We start from the raw sequence: 18680 nt of genomic DNA, 5'->3' as shown, positions 1-18680 counted from the left end.
TTGCATCGATTTGGAGGCTTGGCGATGGCGACGAGCAACAGGAAGCGGGACAGCCGCAAAGCGGTGCACGAGACCGGATGGATCACGCTGGAAGGCGGCTTCGCGGCGCGTCGCTGCGTGGTGCTCGATCTGTCCGCTTCGGGGGCCAAGATCACTTTGGATTCGCCGCAGGCGCTGAATGCGAAGTTGCGGCTGGCGTTCTCGCGCGACGCGCGCCAAGGCCGTAACTGCGAAGTGGTGTGGCGACGCGGCAGCACCTTCGGGGTCAAATTCACGCCGTAACGAAGTCACGGCGAAGTTTCGTGCGCTCACGTACGTCACGCGTCACTCAAGACGAAGCCTCAACGCAAAACAGGAGACGCCGCGGTGCGAGGCCTCCTGTCGTAGCTATGTGGTGCAGCCGTGGCGCGAGCCTAGCGGCCCAGGAACAGCCACAGCAGAATGATGACCGGAATCGGCACACCAATCAGCCAAAGCAAAAGTCCGCGTCCCATCGTCAGCCTCCCATACAAATCAGCGTCGGTGGGAGAACGCCACGACCCCCGCCGGGTTCCGCGTATGAAACGGATTTCCGCGGCTGCGAATGCGCGCGCGCAAAGTGTGTAGTTGGGCGCGCGCAGGGAGAACGTCGGCGAGCCGCAGCAGGTAGCGCGTTTCAGCTCACCGCGAGCGATATATCGCTGCGCTCACCAATGCCCGGTGTTCGGCATCGAGGCCCACGGCTCCTGCGGCGGCAACGCATCGCCCTTCTGCAGCAGTTCGATCGAATGCAGATCGGGCGAGCGCACGAACGCCATCTGGCCGTCGCGCGGCGGACGGTTGATGGTGATGCCGAGCTTCATCAGCCGATCGCAGGTGGCGTAGATGTCGTCGACCTCATAGGCGAGGTGGCCGAAGAAGCGATCTTCGCCGTATTTTTCCTCATCCCAATTGTAGGTCAGTTCGACCAGCGGCGCGCCGCGGCCCGCGCTTTGCGCCAACAGACCTTCGTCCTCGGGCGCGCAGAGAAACACCAGACTGAACTTGCCCTTGTCGTTGTCGATCCGCCGAACCTCCTTGAGGCCGAGCGCATCGCTGTAGAATTTCAGCGCGGCGTCGAGATTGCGGACGCGCAGCATGGTGTGCAGATAACGCATGGGGTTGCTCCGTTGCGGATGACGCCGGAGTTGTCGGCGAAAACCCGTCGCCGGGCAAGCCTGCGAAGCGCCGGCCCGCGGCGCGCGTCGTGCACGCTGCAACGAAAAGAGCCCCGCCTTGGAGGGAACGGGGCTCTTTGGGTCGATCGGGACGGGTCATGTCATGGTCTGCACGCTCAAGATAGCGCGGCGGCGCCGCGGCGCAATTCACATCCCCGTGCACCCGAGGACGGGGCTTTGGTAGGCCTTGCCGCGCGCGGCGCAACCTGCGAAGCCTCAAGCCATGAGCGGGTTTTGAGTCATGATCGCAACCGATCTTCGCAGCGGTGTCGAGCAGCTCGGTGACATGATCGCGGAAGCATCGGTCATCGTGCCGTTCACCGGCGCCGGCATTTCCACCGAAAGCGGCATCCCGGATTTCCGATCCCCCGGCGGGCTGTGGAGCCGCAACCAGCCGATCCCCTACGACGCCTTCGTGGCGCGACAGGACGCCCGCGACGAAGCCTGGCGGCGGCGCTTCGCGATGCAGCCGACGTTCGGCGCGGCGCGGCCGTCGCGCGGCCACCGCGCGCTGGCTGCGCTGTACCGCGCCGGCAAAATTCCAGCAGTGTTGACTCAGAACATCGACAACCTGCACCAGGCCTCCGGCTTCGCCGAGCAGGACGTGATCGAACTGCACGGCAACACCACTTATGCGCGCTGCATCGGCTGCGGCCGACGCCACGAACTGGAATGGGTCAAGGCCTGCTGGGAGCGCACCCATCACGCGCCGGTCTGTACCGTGTGCGACGAGCCGGTGAAGACCGCGACGATCTCGTTCGGTCAGCCGATGCCGGAGGAAGCGATGCAGCGCGCCGCCGAGCTGGCGCAGAACTGCGACCTGCTACTCGCGATCGGCTCGTCGCTGGTGGTGTGGCCGGCGGCGGGATTTCCGCTGCTGGCGAAGCAGAGCGGCGCCAAGCTGGTGATCATCAACAACGAGCCGACCGATCAGGACCAAACCGCCGATCTGGTGATCCGCTACGACATAGGAGAAATACTGGGTCCGTTTGTGGGAAACTGATGCGCGGATGATTCGCCAATCAGCAAGATGTTCATAGTTCCCTAACGCGCTGTTTTTTGTCTTTGCCGGGCACGGCAGAATGTTATCTTCGAATCAGAAGATTCGCGTGGGCTGCAGGTCGTTTTGACGTGGGAACCCGCGAACCGCCGTTGTCGCACCGATGACGCGCTGTAGAAGATGATGTGGGGTCCGGGGTCATGGGGTCGGACGGTTTTGAGTCCAAAAGGCCAGGCGCGTCGCTGGCAAGCGGGGCGGGTACCGTGAAGCGCGGCCCGGGAGATTTTTCCTCCGACCTCGATCGCGACCACACGCTGGACCCGATCGGCGCGCTGGGCGATTCGGCGAATCTCGTCGAGATCAGCGGCGTCATCAAATGGTTCGACGCATCAAAGGGCTACGGCTTCATCGTGCCGGACAATGGCGCCCCCGACGTGCTGCTGCACGTCACCGTGCTGCGCCGCGACGGCTACCAGACCGCCTATGAGGGCGCCCGCATCATCTGCGAATGCGTGCAGCGCGCCAAAGGCTATCAAGCGTTCCGCGTGGTCTCGATGGACGAGTCGACCGCGATCCACCCGGCGCAGATGCTGCCGCCGCGCACCCATGTCAACGTCACGCCGACCAGTGGATTGGAGCGCGCGCAGGTCAAATGGTTCAACCGGCTGCGCGGCTTCGGCTTCCTGACTTGCGGCGAGGGCACGCCGGACATTTTCGTCCACATGGAGACGCTGCGCCGCTTCGGCATGACCGAATTGCGCCCCGGCCAATATGTGCTGGTGCGGTTCGGGCCGGGTTCCAAGGGCATGATGGCCGCCGAGATCCAGCCCGAGGGCGGCGCGCCCGGATTGTCCTCGCACTAAACGCTCGCATCCATGACAATTGCGCCGCGTTCGCAGCTCCATGCGCCCGCGGCGGGCGCCGCTGCGGAAAATGCGCTGCCGCGCGCGCCCGCCGATCTGCTAGCGTCGGCGCAACGATGGGACGCGAGTCCTGAGCCAACCAGACAAGCGGGCGTTGCGCATGAGTGAGCAGGGAATGGGATCGAAGCTGCGCGGCCTGGTGGCGCGCGGCGCGGCGGTGCTGGCGATGTCGCTGTGGCTCGGCGCCGCGGCCTCCGCCGCGGAGATACAGACGCTGGAGATCGTCACCAAATCCGGTGTCCAGGTGTTTGCCGTCGAGGTCGCCACCACCGAGCAGGAGAAGACCACCGGGCTGATGTATCGCAAGGAACTCGCCGACGGCCGCGGCATGCTGTTCGACTTCTCGCCGGAGCAGCCGGTGTCGATGTGGATGAAGAACACCTTCATCCCGCTCGACATGATCTTCATCCGCGCCGACGGGCGGATTTCGCGGATCGCCGAGAACACCGTGCCGCAATCGCTCGCCATCATCGCCTCGGGGCCGCCCGCCAAGGGCGTGCTGGAGGTGATCGCCGGCACCGCCAGGAAATACGGCATCGCGCCGGGCGACCGGGTGGCGCATCCGTTGTTCAACGGTCGCTGAAACCCCAGCTTGCCGGTTTCGCCGCAAGCGTGTAACGACAACGCTTCGCAGAGCTCGGGGTATAGCGCAGCCTGGTAGCGCGGCAGTTTTGGGTACTGCAGGTCCACGGTTCGAATCCGTGTGCCCCGACCATTCCAATCAAAAGACTCGGCCGGAACGTCCGCGCTTTGGTTCGCGGCTCGAGAGGCGATGGCGCGGAGGGGCGATGAAACTGGCTTGGTCGATCGGGCTCGCGCTGGCGCTGTTGATGCCGGCTGCGGCTTTCGCACAGCCCGCCGCGGCACCGGCCCAGCCGGCGCCTGCGGCGCCCGCCGAGATGATCTCCACGTTCCGGCTGGCGCACGGGCAGGGGCGGGTGACGCTGGACTCCAAGCTCACGCAAATCGCCCATGACCAGGCAGAGGCGATGGCGGCCAAAGATGTGCTCAGCCACGAGGTGCTCGGCCCGTTCGTCAGCCGCGTGGCGCCCGCCCACGCCGGCCAGGCCGCGGAGAATGTCGCTTACGGCAATGACGGTTTTCCGAAGACGCTGACCCAGTGGATCAATTCGCCGGGGCATCTGAAGAACCTGCTGATGCCGGGCGCATCCCGGGTCGGGGTCGCCAGCGCACGCAGCGCCGCGACCCGACGAACCTATTGGGCGATGGTGATTGCCGGCGGCTACGAAAAAGCCGCGCCGCAGCGACCGGCCAAGAAGGCTGCGGCGAAATCGGCGGCAAAACCCGGCGCAAAATCCGCCGGCAAGGCCGCGCCGAAGCCGACTCCGCAGCACGCGCCGCGCGATGCCTGCCACATGAAACTTCTCGGTCTTTGCCTGTAAGCGGCGCCGCGTGACTCCGTTCTGCGCGCCTGTGGTGCCGCCACGCGCTCGAAGAACGCCTAATTGACAGCTGCAGATTCGGACTGCCATGCCGATGCATCGAGGCAATGACGTTCGGGGGCTCGTCATGACATTCAGAATTTTGGTTTCGAGCGGGGCGGCGCTGCTGCTCGGCGCGTCGTCGGCGATCGCGGCGGATCTGCCGATCAAGGCGGTGATGCCGCCGATCGAGCTGTCGGCCTGGCAGACCGAACTCGGCGCGCGCTGGTGGTACTCGTCCGGCAAGGTGCAAAAGGACCTGTTCGGCACGAGCAACACGCCGAGCGCGTCGACGGCGGTGTCGCGGTTGATCTACGACGATCTCACCGGGCATTCCGGCGAACTGTTCGGTCGGGTGGATCACACGACCGGCTTCTTCGTGAAATTCAACGCCGGGCTCGGCTCGATGGGCAGCCACGGCAAGATGAACGACGAAGACTTCGATCCGTCGGCGATGGGCGGCACCGGCTACTCCAACACGCTCAGCACGTTGCGCGACGGCAACCTGTCTTACGCCACCGCCGACCTCGGCTACAGTTTCATCACCGCGCCCGGCGCCAAGCTCGGCGCGTTCGTCGGCTATAATCATTTCTTCACCCAGGAGAACGCCTACGACTGCGTGCAGCAGGCGGCCAATCAGTTCGTCAACGGCTGCGGCGTCAATACGCGCGCGATCACGGAATCCAACCATTGGCAGTCGCTGCGGGTCGGTCTGTCGGGCGAATTCGCGCTGTCCGAGCGGCTGAAGCTGAGCGTCGACGCGGCCTATCTGCCCTATGTCTCGTTCCGCGGCGTCGACGACCACGTGCTGCGCAACCTGCGGATCGACGAGATCGGCGATAACGGCAATGGCGCGCAGATCGAGTCGGTGCTGACCTATGCGGTCACCGACGGCTGGAGCGTCGGGCTCGGCGGCCGCTACTGGACGTTCAAGAGCAACGACGTCGGGGCGCGCTTCCAATTCCTGCCGGGGGCGCCCGACGCCACCACCCAGCGCACCACCTTCACCGCCGAGCGCTACGGCATGTTCCTGCAATCGTCCTACAAGTGGGGCGACACCACGCCGCCGTCGGCCGCCGTCGGGTTCGCCACCAAGGCGCCGCCGCTGGCGGTGAATTGGACCGGCGTCTATGTCGGCGGCCAGCTCGGCGCCGGCTTCGGTCCGAAGCATTGGTCCGATTCAATCGGCTCGACCACCTCGCTGGTCAATCCTGGACCGCCGGACTTTCCGCCGGGGACGCCGCGCGGCCTCAACGTCGGCGGCTTCGGCAAGTCGACGCCGATGGCCGGCGGGCTTGGCGGTGGGCAGATCGGCTATAATTTCCAGACCGGCCGGACGGTGTTCGGCGTCGAGGCCGATGTGGCGTTTGCCGATCTCAAGGGCTCGCACACGATCTATTCCGGGCTCGGCGGCGGCCAGGCGGAGGCGCACACCGAGGCGCTCGGCAGCGTCGCCGGCCGGGTCGGCTACGCGGTTGAGCGCAGCCTGCTCTACGTCAAGGCGGGCGGCGCCTTTGCGGTCACCGACCACGTGCTCGACACCAGCAGCATCTTCACGTCCAACGGCGCTGGCTGCTGTCGCGACAGCGTGCGTAGCACGCGGCTCGGCTGGACCGTCGGCGCCGGCCTCGAATACGCCGTCAATCACGCCTGGTCGGCGAAGCTGGAATACGACTACAGCGACTTCGGCACCCAGAGCATCACCTTCCCGGTGAACGCCGCGCTCGGCCTGCCGCGCGCCGATATCGACCAGGCGTTTCACGTCGTGAAGATGGGCGTGAACTACAAGCTCGATTGGGGCGTCGCCGCCGCCAACTGACGAGGAAGGCGCGCGGGGCCGGCAGCCTCGCGCGTCACCCGTCCGACCGCGGCATCGCTGCGCTTAGCTGCGGCGAAGCTCCTGCGTCCAACTCGCAGGCGCCTGCGCGGCCCACGCGGTGTCGCGCGGATGGGTTTGATTCAACGCAATTGAGATCGTTCGGCCGCTCGATATGTGTTGGCCTTCGCGTTTGAGAGGAAAGCCGAGCGACCAAGGCTTTGCAGCCTGCGACGTGCAGGCGGGGTGAGCCGTGCGGCCACCGCACGGTCACCGACGACAACGCCACCGCCTTTCCCCACATCCGAAATTGGCAACAGGCAGGCGCCTGCGCGCACAGTCGTGCGGGTCGAGGAGACAGATATGGCGACAGTGAAGTTTTACGGCAACGAGACCGTGCCGCTGGAAATGCACAAGGTACGGATCGTCCAGAAGCTCTGCCTGCCGCCGGTCGAGCGCCGCCTGGAGAAGATCACCGAGGCCGGCAACAACACCTTCCTGTTGAAGAATGCCGACGTGTTTCTCGACATGCTGACCGACTCCGGCGTCAACGCCATGAGCGATCAGCAGCAGGCCGCGATGATGGTCGCCGACGATTCCTACGCCGGCAGCGCCACCTACACCCGGCTGGAAAACAAGCTGCGCGACCTGTTCGGCATGCACTATTTCCTGCCGGCGCATCAGGGCCGCGCCTGCGAGCACATTCTCGCCAAGGCGTTCGTTTCGCCCGGCAAGGTGGTGCCGATGAACTATCACTTCACCACCACCAAGGCGCATATCACGCTGCAGGGCGGCGCGGTCGAGGAACTGGTGACCGACGCCGGGCTCGAGGTGGTCAGCGTCAACCCGTTCAAGGGCAACATGGACATCGGCAAGCTGCGCGCGCTGATCAAGGCCCGCGGCGCCGACAACATCGCTTTCGTGCGGATGGAATCCGGCACCAACCTGATCGGCGGCCAGCCGTTCTCGCTGCAAAACCTCGCCGACGTCAGCAACGTCTGCAAGGAGAACGGCGTTCTGTTGGTGCTGGACGCCAGCCTGCTCGCCGACAACCTGTACTTCAACAAGGTGCGCGAGGAGCACTGCAAGGCGCTCTCGATCCGCGAGATCACCCGGCGCACCGCGGACCTCTGCGATGTGATCTATTTCTCGGCGCGCAAGCTCGGCTGCGCCCGCGGCGGCGGCATCTGCATCCGCGACCAGGGCATCTACCAGAGGATGCGGCCTTTGGTGCCGCTGTTCGAAGGGTTTCTCACCTATGGCGGCATGTCGGTGCGCGAGATGGAAGCGCTCACCGTCGGTCTCGAAGAGACCATGGACGAGGAGATGATCAACCAGGGGCCGCAATTCATCGCCTACATGGTCGATCAGTTGCAGGAGCGCGGCGTGCCGCTGATCACGCCGGCCGGCGGGCTCGGCTGCCACATCGACGCCAAGCGCTTCGTCGACCACATTCCACAGGCGCAATACCCCGCCGGCGCCTTGGCCTCGGCGCTGTACATCGCCTCGGGCATTCGCGGCATGGAGCGCGGCACGCTGTCGGAGCAGCGCGAGCCCGACGGCAGCGAGATCTTCGCCAATATGGAGCTGGTCCGGCTGGCGATGCCGCGGCGGGTGTTCACGCTGTCGCAGGTCAAATACGCCGTCGACCGCCTGGCCTGGCTGTACGACAACCGCCGGCTGATCGGCGGGCTGTCGTTCATCGAGGAGCCCGAAGTGCTGCGGTTCTTCTACGGCCTGTTGAAGCCGGTGTCGGACTGGCAGGACAAGCTGGTCGCGAAATTCCGCGAGGACCTGGGCGACAGCCTGTAATCAGGCGTCCAAGTCCGTCGTTGCGAGGAGCCCTTGCGACGAAGCAATCCAGGGCACCACGCGATGCCCCTGGATTGCTTCGCTGTCGGTCGGCGCTGCGCGCCGACCTCGGCTCGCAATGACGCGTTTTCTTCTATTGCCGGTCGTTCTTCTGGTCCGCGATCAGGAGCGGTCGGCCGATATGGAATTGCCGGAGGCGGGCGCCGTCGCCTGTGTCGTGGGCGAAGCCTCCGCCGCCTTTTCGGCCGCCGGTTCGGCGGCCGCCGGGGCCGGGCGCGGCAGCGGCTTGTCCTGCTTTTTCGACCAGCCGATGTAGTAGGCCACGAAGCACAGGATCGCCAGCCCGGTGACGCTGACGAAGATCTGCGCCAGCAGCGAGCCGGAGCTCATCATCAGTTCGAAGTGCGCGACGAACGACAGGAACACGCCGACGCAGAACACCGCCAAGGATTGCTGGCCGCATTTGATCAGCGGCCGGAAGATCGGCCATTCCAGCCCCGGCCATTCCTTCGGCACGAACCGCACCACCATGAACGCCAGCACCACGAAGTGCAGCACCCGGTAGGGCGCCAGGAAGGTCTTGTCGTTGGGATTGAAGGCGGCATACAGCCAGGTCGGAAACAGCGCGCCGAACTCCGGAAACCGCCCCGCCATCGTCATCACCAGCGCGAAGATCAGATAGGCGATGCAGAAGTACAGCGTGATCGGCGAGTTGATGATCCGGCGTGAGCCGGTGGCGCCGCCGAGCGCGAACCAGGCGCCGAACACGAACAGCAGTTGCCAAGTGTACGGATTGAAATACCAGCTGCCGACCGGATAGGCCGCCAGGTTCCAGCCGAAATACCGCGCGGCGAAATACAGCGCGAGTGAAGCCAGCATGGTCAGATTGGGCCGCCGCAGCATCAGCCACAGCACCGGCGGGAAGAACCCCATCAGCACGATATAGAGCGGCAGCACGTCGAGATTGAGCGGCTTGAATTTCAGCAATAGGCCCTGGGTCAGCGTCTGGATCGGGTTGTCGACCAGGCCCGCGACGTTGAACTCGTTGATGATGTCGGGGTCGTTATAGCGCTGCGCGACGTAGCCGATCGCCGCGATGTAGATCACGAACAGGATCACGTGGGCGACGTAAAGCTGCCAGACCCGCTTCATCAGCCTTGTGGCGCCGACCAGAAAGCCGCGCTCCAGCATCATCTTGGCGTAGACGAACGACGCCGTATAGCCGGAGATGAACACGAACAGGTCGGCGGCGTCGCTGAAGCCGTAATTCCGCGTGGTGATCCAGTTCACCACATTGTCGGGAATGTGATCGAGAAAGATCGCCCAATTGGCCACGCCGCGAAACAGGTCGAGCCGCAGGTCGCGTCCTTTGGGGGGGAGGGTGGCGCGGATTTCCATGAAAGCCGTTCGTGCTGTAGCGTTCGTACGAGGTTGCGAGCCCGGACCCTGGCCGCGATTGTCACGACGAACCAGACCGAATATACCGAAACTGAAAAACCACACCGTCCGAAGACGGAATCAGAAAAATCCAACTCGTAACGGATCACGGTACACTAGACCCGGGGTTTTCACCAAATAGGCGCAATGCCGCAGCCCAACAGGCCGTATCAACCCATGACCGCACGCATTTACAAGCCTGCCAAGAACGCGATGCAATCCGGACTCGCCAAGACCAAGGAATGGCAGCTCGACTACGAGCCGGAACAGCCGCGGGTGATCGAGCCCCTGATGGGCTGGACCAGTTCCGGCGATACCCGCCAGCAGCTGACCCTGCACTTTCACACCCGCGAAGACGCCATCGCCTATTGCGAACGCGAGGGCATTCCCTACCAGGTGATCGAGCCGAAGCCGCCGGCGCGGCGCCGCGCCGCCTATTCGGACAATTTCGCCTTCCGCCGCGACATGCCCTGGACGCACTGAACGGCCGCTCGCCCGGCCTTCGGTACAATCCGCGCGCCGCGACGCTGCGGCGCGCCACGCAATTGAGGTTGCATTGCGCCGCCGCGCGGTGACACCATGATCAGCCGCCCCGACAGAGGGCGGCGTAACAACAAGTGCTTTGGAAACGCATGCCGCTCCGCTCTTCCGTCGATTCCGCTTCTTCGGATTTTGGCCGCAACGTCGCGGCGATGCGCGCGCTAGTCGCCGAACTGCACGACAAGCTCGGCGAGGTCGCCGGCGGTGGCGGCGAAGCCTCGCGCGCCAAGCACACGTCGCGCGGCAAAATGCTGGCGCGGCAGCGCGTCGATCTGTTGTGTGACCCCGGCACCGCGTTCCTCGAATTGTCGCCGCTCGCCGCGCACGGCCTCTATGGCGGCGATGTGCATTCCGCCTCGATCGTCACCGGGGTCGGCCGGGTCGCCGGGCGCGAATGCATGATCGTCGCCAACGACGCCACCATCAAGGGCGGCACCTACTATCCGATGACGGTGAAGAAACATCTGCGCGCGCAGGACATCGCCCGCCAAAATAATCTGCCGTGCATCTACATGGTGGATTCCGGCGGCGCCTTCCTGCCGCAGCAGGACGAGATCTTTCCCGACGAGCGGCATTTCGGCCGGATCTTCTACAACCAGGCGCAGATGTCGGCTTTGGGGATTCCGCAGATCGCGATCGTGATGGGCTCCTGCACCGCCGGCGGCGCCTATGTGCCGGCGATGTCGGACGAGTGCATCATCGTGCGCAATCAGGGCACGATCTTTCTCGGCGGTCCGCCTTTGGTAAAGGCCGCCACCGGCGAAGTTGTCACCGCGGAAGAACTCGGCGGCGCCGACGTGCATTCCCGGCAATCCGGCGTTACCGACCACTACGCGCAGAACGACGCCCACGCCATCGGCATCGCCCGCAAGATTATCGGCACGCTGAAGCCCGCGCAGCGCGCCGCGTTGAATCTGCACGAGCCGCGCGAGCCCCTGTATCCGGCCGAGCAGCTTTACGGAATTGTCCCCGCCGATGCGCGAAAACCGTTCGATATCCGCGACATCATTGCGCGCGTGGTCGACGGCTCGGAGTTCGACGAGTTCAAGAAGCTGTACGGCCAGACCCTGGTGTGCGGCTTCGCGCATATCTGGGGCTTTCCGGTCGGCATCATTGCTAATAACGGCATTCTGTTCAGCGAGAGTTCGCTGAAGGGCGCGCATTTCATCGAGCTGTGCTGCCAGCGCGGCATTCCCTTGGTGTTCCTGCAGAACATCACCGGCTTCATGGTCGGCAAGAAATACGAAGCCGGCGGCATCGCCCGCGACGGCGCCAAGCTGGTGACGGCAGTCGCCACCGCCAATGTGCCGAAATTCACGATCGTGATCGGCGGCTCCTACGGCGCCGGCAATTACGGCATGTGCGGCCGGGCCTATTCGCCGCGGTTTCTGTGGATGTGGCCGAACGCCCGGATCTCGGTGATGGGCGGCGATCAGGCTGCGATGGTGCTGAGCCAACTGCGGCGCGACAATATCGAGGCCAAAGGTGGTACTTGGTCGGCCGAGGAGGAAGAGGCGTTTCGGGCGCCGACCAAGGCGCAGTTCGAGACCCAAGGAAGCCCATACTACGCCACGGCGCGGCTGTGGGACGACGGCGTGATCGATCCTGCCGATACGCGGCTGGTGTTGGGGCTTGGGTTGTCGGCGTCGGCGAATGCGCCGATTCCGCCCACCACCTTCGGCCTGTTCAGGATGTGACGATGGCAACGCCCGCGCTGTATCGCCGTTTTCGCACGCTGTTGATCGCCAACCGCGGCGAGATCGCCTGCCGCGTCATTCGCACCGCGCGCGCCATGGGGCTGCGCACCGTCGCGGTGTATTCCGAAGCCGATCGCGATGCATTGCATGTCGCGGAAGCCGACGAGGCGGTGCTGATTGGTGCCCCGCCCGCGCGGGATTCTTATCTGAACATCGAACGGGTGATTGCCGCAGCGAGGCAGAGCGGCGCCGAAGCGATCCACCCCGGCTATGGTTTCCTGTCGGAGAGCGCCGAGTTCGCACAGGCCTGCGCCGATGCCGGACTGGTGTTCGTTGGTCCCACCGCGGCGATGATCACCGCGATGGGGTCGAAGTCGGGCTCCAAAGAATTGATGGAGAAGGCCGGCGTGCCATTGGTGCCGGGCTTCCACGGCGAAGCGCAAGACGAAGCGACGCTGGCGCAGGCTGCGGACAAGATCGGCTTTCCGGTGTTGGTGAAAGCCTCGGCGGGCGGCGGCGGTCGCGGCATGCGGGTGGTGCACACCGCAAATGAACTCAGCGCTGCGATCGTCAGCGCCAAACGTGAGGCGAAAGCTGCGTTCGGCGACGACCGCATGCTGATCGAGAAATTCGTCACCAACCCGCGGCACATCGAGGTGCAGATCGTCGGCGATTCCCACGGCAATCTGGTGTCGCTGTTCGAGCGCGAATGCACGCTGCAGCGTCGACACCAGAAGGTGATCGAGGAGGCGCCGTCGCCGACGCTGAACCCGGCGCAGCGCGAAACGGTCTGCGCCGCGGCGCGCAAGGCGGCGGGGGCGGTGAACTATGTCGGCGCCGGCACCATCGAATTCGTCTCCGACGGCCACGACGTGTTCTTCATCGAGATGAACACGCGGCTGCAGGTCGAGCATCCGGTCACTGAGTTGATCACCGGCATCGACCTTGTCGAATGGCAGCTTCGCGTCGCGTTCGGCGAGCAGCTGCCGCGCACGCAGGATCAAATCAAACTCAATGGTCACGCCATCGAGGCGCGGGTCTATGCGGAAAATCCGCAGCAGAATTTCATGCCCTCGGTCGGGACTATCAGGACCTGGCGCACGCCGCCAGAGAGCAACGGTTTGCGGATCGATGCCGGCTATCGGCAGGGCGATCAGGTGTCGCCCTATTACGACGCGATGCTGGCCAAAGTGATCGCCTGGGCACCGAGCCGCGACGCCGCGATCGACCGGCTGACGCGCGGGCTCGACGACACCGATATCCGCGGCATCGTCACCAACACGCAATTCTTGTCGGCGCTGCTGACCCATCCCGACGTCCGCGCCAATGCGATCGACACCGGCTTCATCGGGCGCGAATTGGCGCGCTTGACGCCGCCCGCTACCGAACCTGGCGATCTCGAGCTGTGCGCCGCGGTCGCGGCGATCCTGGTCGAGGAAGCCAAGGTCGCGCAGCATGAGGCGCCGTCGCCGTGGCGTACTGCGGGCTGGATGCCGGTCGGCCTGCGCGCGCGGACGTTCGCGTTTCGTCATGGTGCGGCCGAGCATCGCGTCACGCTGCGCTACGGCAGCGGGCCGGCGCAACTCGACATCGACGGCCGGACGTTTGCCTTCAGCACCGCCACGCGAGACGACGGTGGCATCGACCTGACGCTCGACGGCGCCCGCAGCGCGGTCGTCGCGGTGATCGTAGGCCACGAACTTTATCTGCGCAGCCGCAGCGGCCGCTTCGATCTGCACTGGATCGATCCGTTCGGCGGCGACGACGACGAGCATGTCGGCGAGGACCGCATCGTGGCGCCGCTGCCCGGCACCGTGGTTGCGCTGCTGGCGGAGGAGGGCGCGACGTTGGAGAAGGGCGCGGCGATCCTCACGCTGGAAGTGATGAAGATGGAGCAGACGCTGCGCGCGCCGTTCGCGGGCGTCTTGACCCATCTGAAATGCAAAGTCGGCGATATCGTCCAGGAAGGCGTCGAACTCGCCGAGATCGAGCCGACGCCGATTTGAGGCTGCCATGAGCGACCAAGTTCGCATCGTCGAAGTCGGTCCGCGTGACGGGCTGCAGAACGAGAACACCCCGATCAGCGTCGAGGCCCGCGTCGGCTTCATTGAGTCGCTGCTCGGCGCCGGGCTCACCACCATCGAGGTCGGTGCCTTCGTGTCGCCCAAGGCTATCCCGCAGATGCAGGGCTCGGCGGAGGTGCTGCGTGGCGTGCAGCATCTGGCCGGCGAATTCCACGTACTGGTGCCCAATGAAAAGGGCTACGAGGCGGCGCGCGCCGCCGGCGCGAAGGTGATCGCGGTGTTCGCCTCGGCCTCGGAGGGATTTTCACGCGCCAACATCAATTGTTCGGTGGCGGACTCGATCGAACGCTTCAAGCCGGTGATCGAGCGCGCGCAGGCCGACGGCATCAAGGTCCGCGGCTATGTCTCCTGCGTGCTCGGCTGCCCCTATGACGGCGCGGTCGATCCGCAAGCCGTGGTCGACGTCGCCACCACGCTGTGGGACCTCGGCTGCACCGAAGTCTCGCTCGGCGACACCATTGGCGTCGGCACGCCCAAGAAGGTGCGCGAATTGCTGCGCGCCTGCGCCGAGGCGGTGCCGATGCAAAGTCTGGCGATGCATTTCCACGACACTTACGGCCAGGCGCTGGCCAATCTCTATGCCGGGCTGGAGGAGGGCGCGCGGGTGATCGATTCGGCCGCCGGCGGGCTCGGCGGCTGCCCCTACGCGCCCGGCGCCACCGGCAATGTCGCCACCGAGGACGTGGTGTATCTGCTGGAGGGCCTGGGTGTGGCGACCGGCGTCGATCTGGACAAGCTGGTCACCGCCAGCAACGCGGTCGGCGCGCTGCTCGGGCGTGCGCCGCCGAGCCGGGTGGCGGCGGCGATCAGCGCGAAGCAGCGGCGGACATCGTAGGTAAGCGTCTCCCACAGCCCGTCCATTGAATTCTACTTGCTCCCGGTGCGCTCGATGCTCCGAGTTAAGGTCTCTATTGCTTTGCGCAGGTCATCCGCCGTGCCCTTCAGCTCTGCCGCCATTGCAGGGCTAACCCGGTAGCCGGCTGACGGCGCAAGTTCGCTTGCGGCTGATGCGGCGGTCCTGGCAGCCGCTTGGTCATTGCGGATGTCGCCGGATTTGATCTCCGGCGTAGGGTCGATGATCCTGGCGTAGACGAGCAGCGCGACACAAGCCGCCGTCATCATGGCGAGAATGACGAGAACGACGGAGAAAGTCATTCGATCAGACCTCCCAACAGCATCCTGCCACCCAAATGTAGTCCCAGGCCGATGAGGAAGCAAACCGCTGCCAGCAAGATCACCTGATCCAGGTTCAAGATGGTCGGCAGCCCGGTTGCGTAGCTGACGATTGGGCCGAGCCCGCCGACCGAGAACACTGCTGCCCCAATCGTGTTCACGAAAGTGGCGGTGAGCTTGCGGCGCTCGTTATGGGAGGTCTTGTTCATGCAAGTTCCCCGGTCCGGAGGAACTCACTATGCCGGAGCAACTGGCGAACTGTCGAGTAGCCGCCCTGAGACGAACTAACGCGCTGAGTGGCGGCTACTTCGCCGCCGTCCGCACGCCCAATCGTCCCGCCAGATCCTGGGTGAACTGCCAGGCGACGCGGCCGGAGCGCGAGCCGCGGGTGGTCGCCCATTCCAGCGCCTCGCGCTGCAGTTCGGCGTCGTCGAGGCTGATGCCGAAATGCGTGCAATAGCCGCGCACCATCGCCAGAAATTCGTCCTGGCTGCATTTGTGGAAACCGAGCCACAACCCGAAGCGGTCCGACAGCGAGACTTTCTCTTCGACGGCTTCGCCCGGATTGATCGCGGTGGAGCGCTCGTTCTCCACCATCTCGCGTGCCAGGAGATGGCGGCGGTTCGAGGTGGCGTACAGGATCACATTGTCGGGACGGCCTTCGATGCCGCCTTCCAGCACCGCCTTGAGCGATTTGTAGGAGGCGTCGTCGCCGTCGAACGATAGATCGTCGCAGAACACGATGAAGTGGAATGTCGAGGCGCGCAGAATCGTCATCAAGGCCGGCAGGCTTTCGATGTCCTCGCGGTGGATTTCGATCAGCTTCAAATTGCCGGCGACGTCAGGCTTGGCGTTGACGCTGGCATGCGCCGCCTTGACCAGGCTCGACTTGCCCATGCCGCGCGCGCCCCACAACAGCGCGTTGTTGGCGGGCAGGCCGGCGGCGAATCGCTCGGTGTTCTCGATCAGGATGTCGCGCATCCGGTCGATGCCCTGCAACAGCTCGAGATCGACCCGCGACACCCGCGGCACCGGCGCCAGCCGGCCCTCGGGATGCCAGATGAAGGCTTCGGCCGCGGCCAGCGGCTCGGCCTGGTCCTGGGGCTTCGGCGCGGACGCCGCGAGACTCGCGGCGATCGCCTCCAGCGCCCGGGCGATCCGCTGCTCCGCGGTATCGACGGCCGGCTTCGGACGTTTTGTCGCGGCTTTGCGGGATTTCGCGGCGACGCGGGTTTTGGCGGCGCGCGCCGGGGTTTTTCCGGGTTTTTTTGCCATCTGAGCCCTTCCTGACGCTGCAGCCATATCGGGCCGGATCAGGCCCGGCAAGCGCCCGAAATGAACGGCTGGGCAGCGTTGCAATTGGGACCGCGGCCGCTATAGTCCGCGCGAATTTGCCTGGACCGGCCGGCTTGCAAGCCCAGCGCCGGCTCGTTCCATTTCACGGGGATTGTGATGCTGATTACTCCTGCGTTTGCTCAGGCTGCCGGCTCGGCTGGCGACACCGGCAGCATGTTGATGTCGCTGCTGCCGTTCGCGCTGATCTTTGTCATCATGTACTTCCTGATCCTGCGGCCGCAGCAGAAGAAGGTGAAGGAGCACGCCGAGCTGGTGAAGAACATCCGCCGCGGCGACACCATCATCACCTCGGGCGGTCTGGTCGGCAAGGTGACCAAGGTGATCGACGACGACAGTCTGGAATTCGAGGTCGCCGACGGCGTCCGCGTCCGCCAGATGCGCCAGATGATCACCGGCGTACGCGCCAAGGGCGAGCCGCTGAAGGAGAAGGACGTCAAGGAAGCCAAGGGCGGCAAGCCGCAGCCCAAGGAAGTCCAGGACAACAAGGACGTGACGGAATCCAAGGACGATTCGGCCACCAAGTAACCTGCCGCTTTAAGGCGGTGACGGCGTTCCGCAGCCGCGGCGCGCCCCTTTCCATGGTCTGACAGGTCAATCGATGTTGTATTTCACGCGGTGGAAGGCGCTGGCGATCATTCTGACCGCGCTGGCGGTCTGCCTGTGCGCGGTTCCGAACTTCTTCCCGGAAGCCACCGTCAAGACCTGGCCGAAATGGGCGCAGCGCCATCTGGTTCTGGGGCTCGACCTGCAGGGCGGCTCGCACATCCTGCTCGAGGTCGATTCCAACTCGGTCCGCAAGGACAAGCTCGACCAGGTTCGCGACGACGCCCGCCGCACCCTGCGTGACGCCAAGATCCCCTACACCGGCCTCGCTGTGCGCAACGATGCCGTCGAAGTGCGGATCTCCAAGGACACCGACGTCGCGACCGCGCTGACAAAGTTGCGTGAGCTGTCGCAACCGCTCGGCGGCCTGATGGGGCAGAGCGGCCAGCGCAACCTCGAGGTTTCCGACGCCGGCTCCGGATTGATTCGGCTTTCGGTGACCCAGGCGGCGATCACGGAGCGGATCCGGCAGTCGGTCGAACAGTCGATCCAGATCGTCGAACGCCGCGTCAACGAACTCGGCACCGTCGAACCCTTGATCCAGCGCCAGGGCATCGACCGCATTCTGGTGCAGGTGCCCGGCCTGCAGGACCCGACCCGGCTGAAGGAACTTTTGGGCAAGACCGCCAAGCTGGATTTCCGCATGGTCGATCCCACCGTGCCGGCCGATCAGGTGCGGCAGGGCGGCGGCGTACCGCCGGATTCCGACCTGTTGCTGGGCGCGCAGGAGCCGAAACAGCCCTATGTGATCAAGAAGCAGGTGCTGGTGTCGGGCGGCGATCTCACCGACGCGCAGCCGGGCTTCGACCAGCGCTCCGGCGAGCCGATCGTCTCGTTCCGCTTCAACACGTCAGGTGCGCGTAAATTCTCCCAAGCCACCACCGACAATGTCGGTCAGCCGTTCGCCATCGTGCTCGACAATGAGGTGATCTCGGCCCCGGTGATCCGCGAGCCGATCACCGGCGGCTCCGGGCAGATCTCCGGCAGCTTCACCGTGCAGCAGGCCAACGACCTCGCCATCCTGCTGCGCGCCGGTGCGCTGCCGGCGCCGCTGACCATCATCGAGGAGCGCACCGTCGGCCCCGGCCTCGGCCAGGACTCGATCGAGAAGGGCGAACTCGCCGCCTATGTGGGCTCGATCCTCGTCATCGTGTTCATGCTGCTGACCTACCGGCTGTTCGGCGTGTTCGCCAACATCGCGGTGGCGATCAACGTGGCGATGATCTTCGGGATCCTGTCGCTGCTCAACGCCACGCTGACGTTGCCCGGCATCGCCGGCATCGTGCTCACCGTCGGCATCGCGGTCGACTCCAACGTGCTGATCTACGAGCGCATCCGCGAGGAACTCCGCGGCGGCCGCACCGCGATCTCGGCGATCGACGCCGGCTTCAAGCGCGCGCTGTCGACCATCCTGGATTCCAACATCACCACCTTCATCGCCGCGGCGGTGCTGTTCTACATCGGCACCGGACCGGTGCGCGGCTTCGCCGTCACGCTCGGCATCGGCATCCTCACCACGGTGTTCACCGCCTTCACGCTGACCCGGCTGATCGTCGCAGCGTGGGTGCGGTGGAAACGGCCGCACAGCGTGCCGATTTGAG

18 protein-coding genes and 1 tRNA gene are annotated in these 18680 nt (G+C 65.2%); 14 read left to right on the top strand and 5 right to left on the bottom strand.

What is annotated here, in order from left to right; all coding sequences use genetic code 11:
- Window positions 1-24: 24 nt before the first annotated feature.
- Entirely contained in the window at window positions 25-282 is a 258-nt protein-coding gene (locus HNR60_RS02710) for a PilZ domain-containing protein (protein WP_184254027.1), read from the top strand.
- A gap of 404 nt (window positions 283-686) precedes the next feature.
- Here HNR60_RS02710 and HNR60_RS02705 read toward each other — a convergent pair whose 3' ends face one another.
- Entirely contained in the window at window positions 687-1136 is a 450-nt protein-coding gene (locus tag HNR60_RS02705; RefSeq protein ID WP_184254025.1) for a VOC family protein, read from the bottom strand.
- Between the two features lie 301 nt (window positions 1137-1437).
- On the opposite strand from HNR60_RS02705, the gene HNR60_RS02700 reads away from it, so the two are divergent.
- From HNR60_RS02700 to HNR60_RS02670, 7 genes are all read left to right on the top strand, one after another.
- A complete protein-coding gene (locus tag HNR60_RS02700) occupies window positions 1438-2199 on the top strand; it encodes an SIR2 family NAD-dependent protein deacylase (RefSeq protein WP_184254023.1) in 762 nt (253 codons plus the stop codon).
- 197 nt (window positions 2200-2396) lie between these two features.
- Window positions 2397-3059: a cold-shock protein gene (locus tag HNR60_RS02695; RefSeq protein WP_184254021.1), complete on the top strand. Its 663-nt coding sequence runs from the start codon at window positions 2397-2399 to the stop codon at window positions 3057-3059.
- Window positions 3060-3285: 226 nt separating this feature from the next.
- Window positions 3286-3702: a DUF192 domain-containing protein gene (locus tag HNR60_RS02690; protein WP_246432792.1), complete on the top strand. Its 417-nt coding sequence runs from the start codon at window positions 3286-3288 to the stop codon at window positions 3700-3702.
- A gap of 55 nt (window positions 3703-3757) precedes the next feature.
- Window positions 3758-3834 (top strand) — tRNA-Pro (locus tag HNR60_RS02685).
- A gap of 73 nt (window positions 3835-3907) precedes the next feature.
- The gene (locus tag HNR60_RS02680; protein WP_184254017.1) at window positions 3908-4522 is read left to right on the top strand and encodes a CAP domain-containing protein; all 615 of its coding nucleotides are present in this window, start codon (window positions 3908-3910) and stop codon (window positions 4520-4522) included.
- 127 nt (window positions 4523-4649) lie between these two features.
- Window positions 4650-6380, top strand: coding sequence for an outer membrane beta-barrel protein (locus HNR60_RS02675; RefSeq protein ID WP_184254016.1), 1731 nt, complete (start codon window positions 4650-4652; stop codon window positions 6378-6380).
- A gap of 360 nt (window positions 6381-6740) precedes the next feature.
- Window positions 6741-8189 carry a tryptophanase gene (locus tag HNR60_RS02670; protein WP_184254014.1) on the top strand — a complete coding sequence of 483 codons (1449 nt, stop codon included), beginning with the start codon at window positions 6741-6743 and terminating at the stop codon, window positions 8187-8189.
- Between the two features lie 162 nt (window positions 8190-8351).
- On the opposite strand, the gene HNR60_RS02665 is transcribed toward HNR60_RS02670, so the two are convergent.
- The gene (locus tag HNR60_RS02665) at window positions 8352-9587 is read right to left on the bottom strand and encodes an OpgC domain-containing protein (protein ID WP_184254012.1); all 1236 of its coding nucleotides are present in this window, start codon (window positions 9585-9587) and stop codon (window positions 8352-8354) included.
- Window positions 9588-9803: 216 nt separating this feature from the next.
- Here HNR60_RS02665 and HNR60_RS02660 point away from each other — a divergent pair, with 216 nt between their 5' ends.
- From HNR60_RS02660 to HNR60_RS02645, 4 genes are all read left to right on the top strand, one after another.
- Complete coding sequence (locus tag HNR60_RS02660) at window positions 9804-10109, top strand: ETC complex I subunit (RefSeq protein ID WP_184254010.1); 306 nt, start codon at window positions 9804-9806, stop codon at window positions 10107-10109.
- A gap of 149 nt (window positions 10110-10258) precedes the next feature.
- A complete protein-coding gene (locus HNR60_RS02655) occupies window positions 10259-11863 on the top strand; it encodes a carboxyl transferase domain-containing protein (protein WP_184254008.1) in 1605 nt (534 codons plus the stop codon).
- Window positions 11864-11865: 2 nt separating this feature from the next.
- Window positions 11866-13869 carry an acetyl/propionyl/methylcrotonyl-CoA carboxylase subunit alpha gene (locus tag HNR60_RS02650; protein ID WP_184254006.1) on the top strand — a complete coding sequence of 668 codons (2004 nt, stop codon included), beginning with the start codon at window positions 11866-11868 and terminating at the stop codon, window positions 13867-13869.
- A 7-nt stretch (window positions 13870-13876) separates the two neighbouring features.
- Window positions 13877-14782, top strand: a complete 906-nt coding sequence (locus HNR60_RS02645; RefSeq protein WP_184254004.1) for a hydroxymethylglutaryl-CoA lyase — start codon at window positions 13877-13879, stop codon at window positions 14780-14782.
- Window positions 14783-14814: 32 nt separating this feature from the next.
- On the opposite strand, the gene HNR60_RS02640 is transcribed toward HNR60_RS02645, so the two are convergent.
- The 3 genes from HNR60_RS02640 to HNR60_RS02630 all read right to left on the bottom strand — a co-directional run bounded on the left by HNR60_RS02640 (window position 14815) and on the right by HNR60_RS02630 (window position 16395).
- Window positions 14815-15102 carry a hypothetical protein gene (locus HNR60_RS02640; RefSeq protein ID WP_184254002.1) on the bottom strand — a complete coding sequence of 96 codons (288 nt, stop codon included), beginning with the start codon at window positions 15100-15102 and terminating at the stop codon, window positions 14815-14817.
- The gene (locus HNR60_RS02635) at window positions 15099-15329 is read right to left on the bottom strand and encodes an amino acid transporter (protein ID WP_184254000.1); all 231 of its coding nucleotides are present in this window, start codon (window positions 15327-15329) and stop codon (window positions 15099-15101) included. The genes HNR60_RS02640 and HNR60_RS02635 overlap by 4 nt, the downstream gene beginning before the upstream one ends.
- 94 nt (window positions 15330-15423) lie before the next feature.
- Window positions 15424-16395 carry an ATP-binding protein gene (locus HNR60_RS02630; RefSeq protein WP_184253998.1) on the bottom strand — a complete coding sequence of 324 codons (972 nt, stop codon included), beginning with the start codon at window positions 16393-16395 and terminating at the stop codon, window positions 15424-15426.
- A 177-nt stretch (window positions 16396-16572) separates the two neighbouring features.
- On the opposite strand from HNR60_RS02630, the gene yajC reads away from it, so the two are divergent.
- Both yajC and secD read left to right on the top strand, forming a co-directional pair.
- Window positions 16573-17001, top strand: coding sequence for a preprotein translocase subunit YajC (gene yajC / locus HNR60_RS02625; protein WP_184253996.1), 429 nt, complete (start codon window positions 16573-16575; stop codon window positions 16999-17001).
- Between the two features lie 73 nt (window positions 17002-17074).
- On the top strand, window positions 17075-18679 hold the full coding sequence (gene secD, locus HNR60_RS02620; protein WP_184253994.1) for a protein translocase subunit SecD: 1605 nt from the start codon (window positions 17075-17077) through the stop codon (window positions 18677-18679).
- The last annotated feature ends 1 nt before the right edge of the window (window position 18680 follow it).

Source organism: Rhodopseudomonas rhenobacensis, assembly GCF_014203125.1.
Classification (GTDB): Bacteria; Pseudomonadota; Alphaproteobacteria; order Rhizobiales; family Xanthobacteraceae; genus Rhodopseudomonas_A; species Rhodopseudomonas_A rhenobacensis.
The sequence above is the reverse complement of the archived record's forward strand: the minus strand, read 5'-3'. Positions and strand labels throughout refer to the sequence as shown.

Excerpts from the sequence above, each read along its gene's own strand:
- secD (WP_184253994.1), top strand. The coding sequence starts at position 17,075 with ATGTTGTATTTCACGCGGTGGAAGGCGCTGGCGATCATTCTGACCGCG.
- HNR60_RS02655 (WP_184254008.1), top strand. The coding sequence starts at position 10,259 with ATGCCGCTCCGCTCTTCCGTCGATTCCGCTTCTTCGGATTTTGGCCGC.
- HNR60_RS02640 (WP_184254002.1), bottom strand. The coding sequence starts at position 15,102 with ATGACTTTCTCCGTCGTTCTCGTCATTCTCGCCATGATGACGGCGGCT.
- yajC (WP_184253996.1), top strand. The coding sequence starts at position 16,573 with ATGCTGATTACTCCTGCGTTTGCTCAGGCTGCCGGCTCGGCTGGCGAC.
- HNR60_RS02670 (WP_184254014.1), top strand. The coding sequence starts at position 6,741 with ATGGCGACAGTGAAGTTTTACGGCAACGAGACCGTGCCGCTGGAAATG.
- HNR60_RS02695 (WP_184254021.1), top strand. The coding sequence starts at position 2,397 with ATGGGGTCGGACGGTTTTGAGTCCAAAAGGCCAGGCGCGTCGCTGGCA.
- HNR60_RS02690 (WP_246432792.1), top strand. The coding sequence starts at position 3,286 with ATGTCGCTGTGGCTCGGCGCCGCGGCCTCCGCCGCGGAGATACAGACG.
- HNR60_RS02630 (WP_184253998.1), bottom strand. The coding sequence starts at position 16,395 with ATGGCAAAAAAACCCGGAAAAACCCCGGCGCGCGCCGCCAAAACCCGC.
- HNR60_RS02675 (WP_184254016.1), top strand. The coding sequence starts at position 4,650 with ATGACATTCAGAATTTTGGTTTCGAGCGGGGCGGCGCTGCTGCTCGGC.
- HNR60_RS02660 (WP_184254010.1), top strand. The coding sequence starts at position 9,804 with ATGACCGCACGCATTTACAAGCCTGCCAAGAACGCGATGCAATCCGGA.
- HNR60_RS02680 (WP_184254017.1), top strand. The coding sequence starts at position 3,908 with ATGAAACTGGCTTGGTCGATCGGGCTCGCGCTGGCGCTGTTGATGCCG.
- HNR60_RS02650 (WP_184254006.1), top strand. The coding sequence starts at position 11,866 with ATGGCAACGCCCGCGCTGTATCGCCGTTTTCGCACGCTGTTGATCGCC.
- HNR60_RS02665 (WP_184254012.1), bottom strand. The coding sequence starts at position 9,587 with ATGGAAATCCGCGCCACCCTCCCCCCCAAAGGACGCGACCTGCGGCTC.
- HNR60_RS02710 (WP_184254027.1), top strand. The coding sequence starts at position 25 with ATGGCGACGAGCAACAGGAAGCGGGACAGCCGCAAAGCGGTGCACGAG.
- HNR60_RS02705 (WP_184254025.1), bottom strand. The coding sequence starts at position 1,136 with ATGCGTTATCTGCACACCATGCTGCGCGTCCGCAATCTCGACGCCGCG.
- HNR60_RS02635 (WP_184254000.1), bottom strand. The coding sequence starts at position 15,329 with ATGAACAAGACCTCCCATAACGAGCGCCGCAAGCTCACCGCCACTTTC.
- HNR60_RS02700 (WP_184254023.1), top strand. The coding sequence starts at position 1,438 with ATGATCGCAACCGATCTTCGCAGCGGTGTCGAGCAGCTCGGTGACATG.
- HNR60_RS02645 (WP_184254004.1), top strand. The coding sequence starts at position 13,877 with ATGAGCGACCAAGTTCGCATCGTCGAAGTCGGTCCGCGTGACGGGCTG.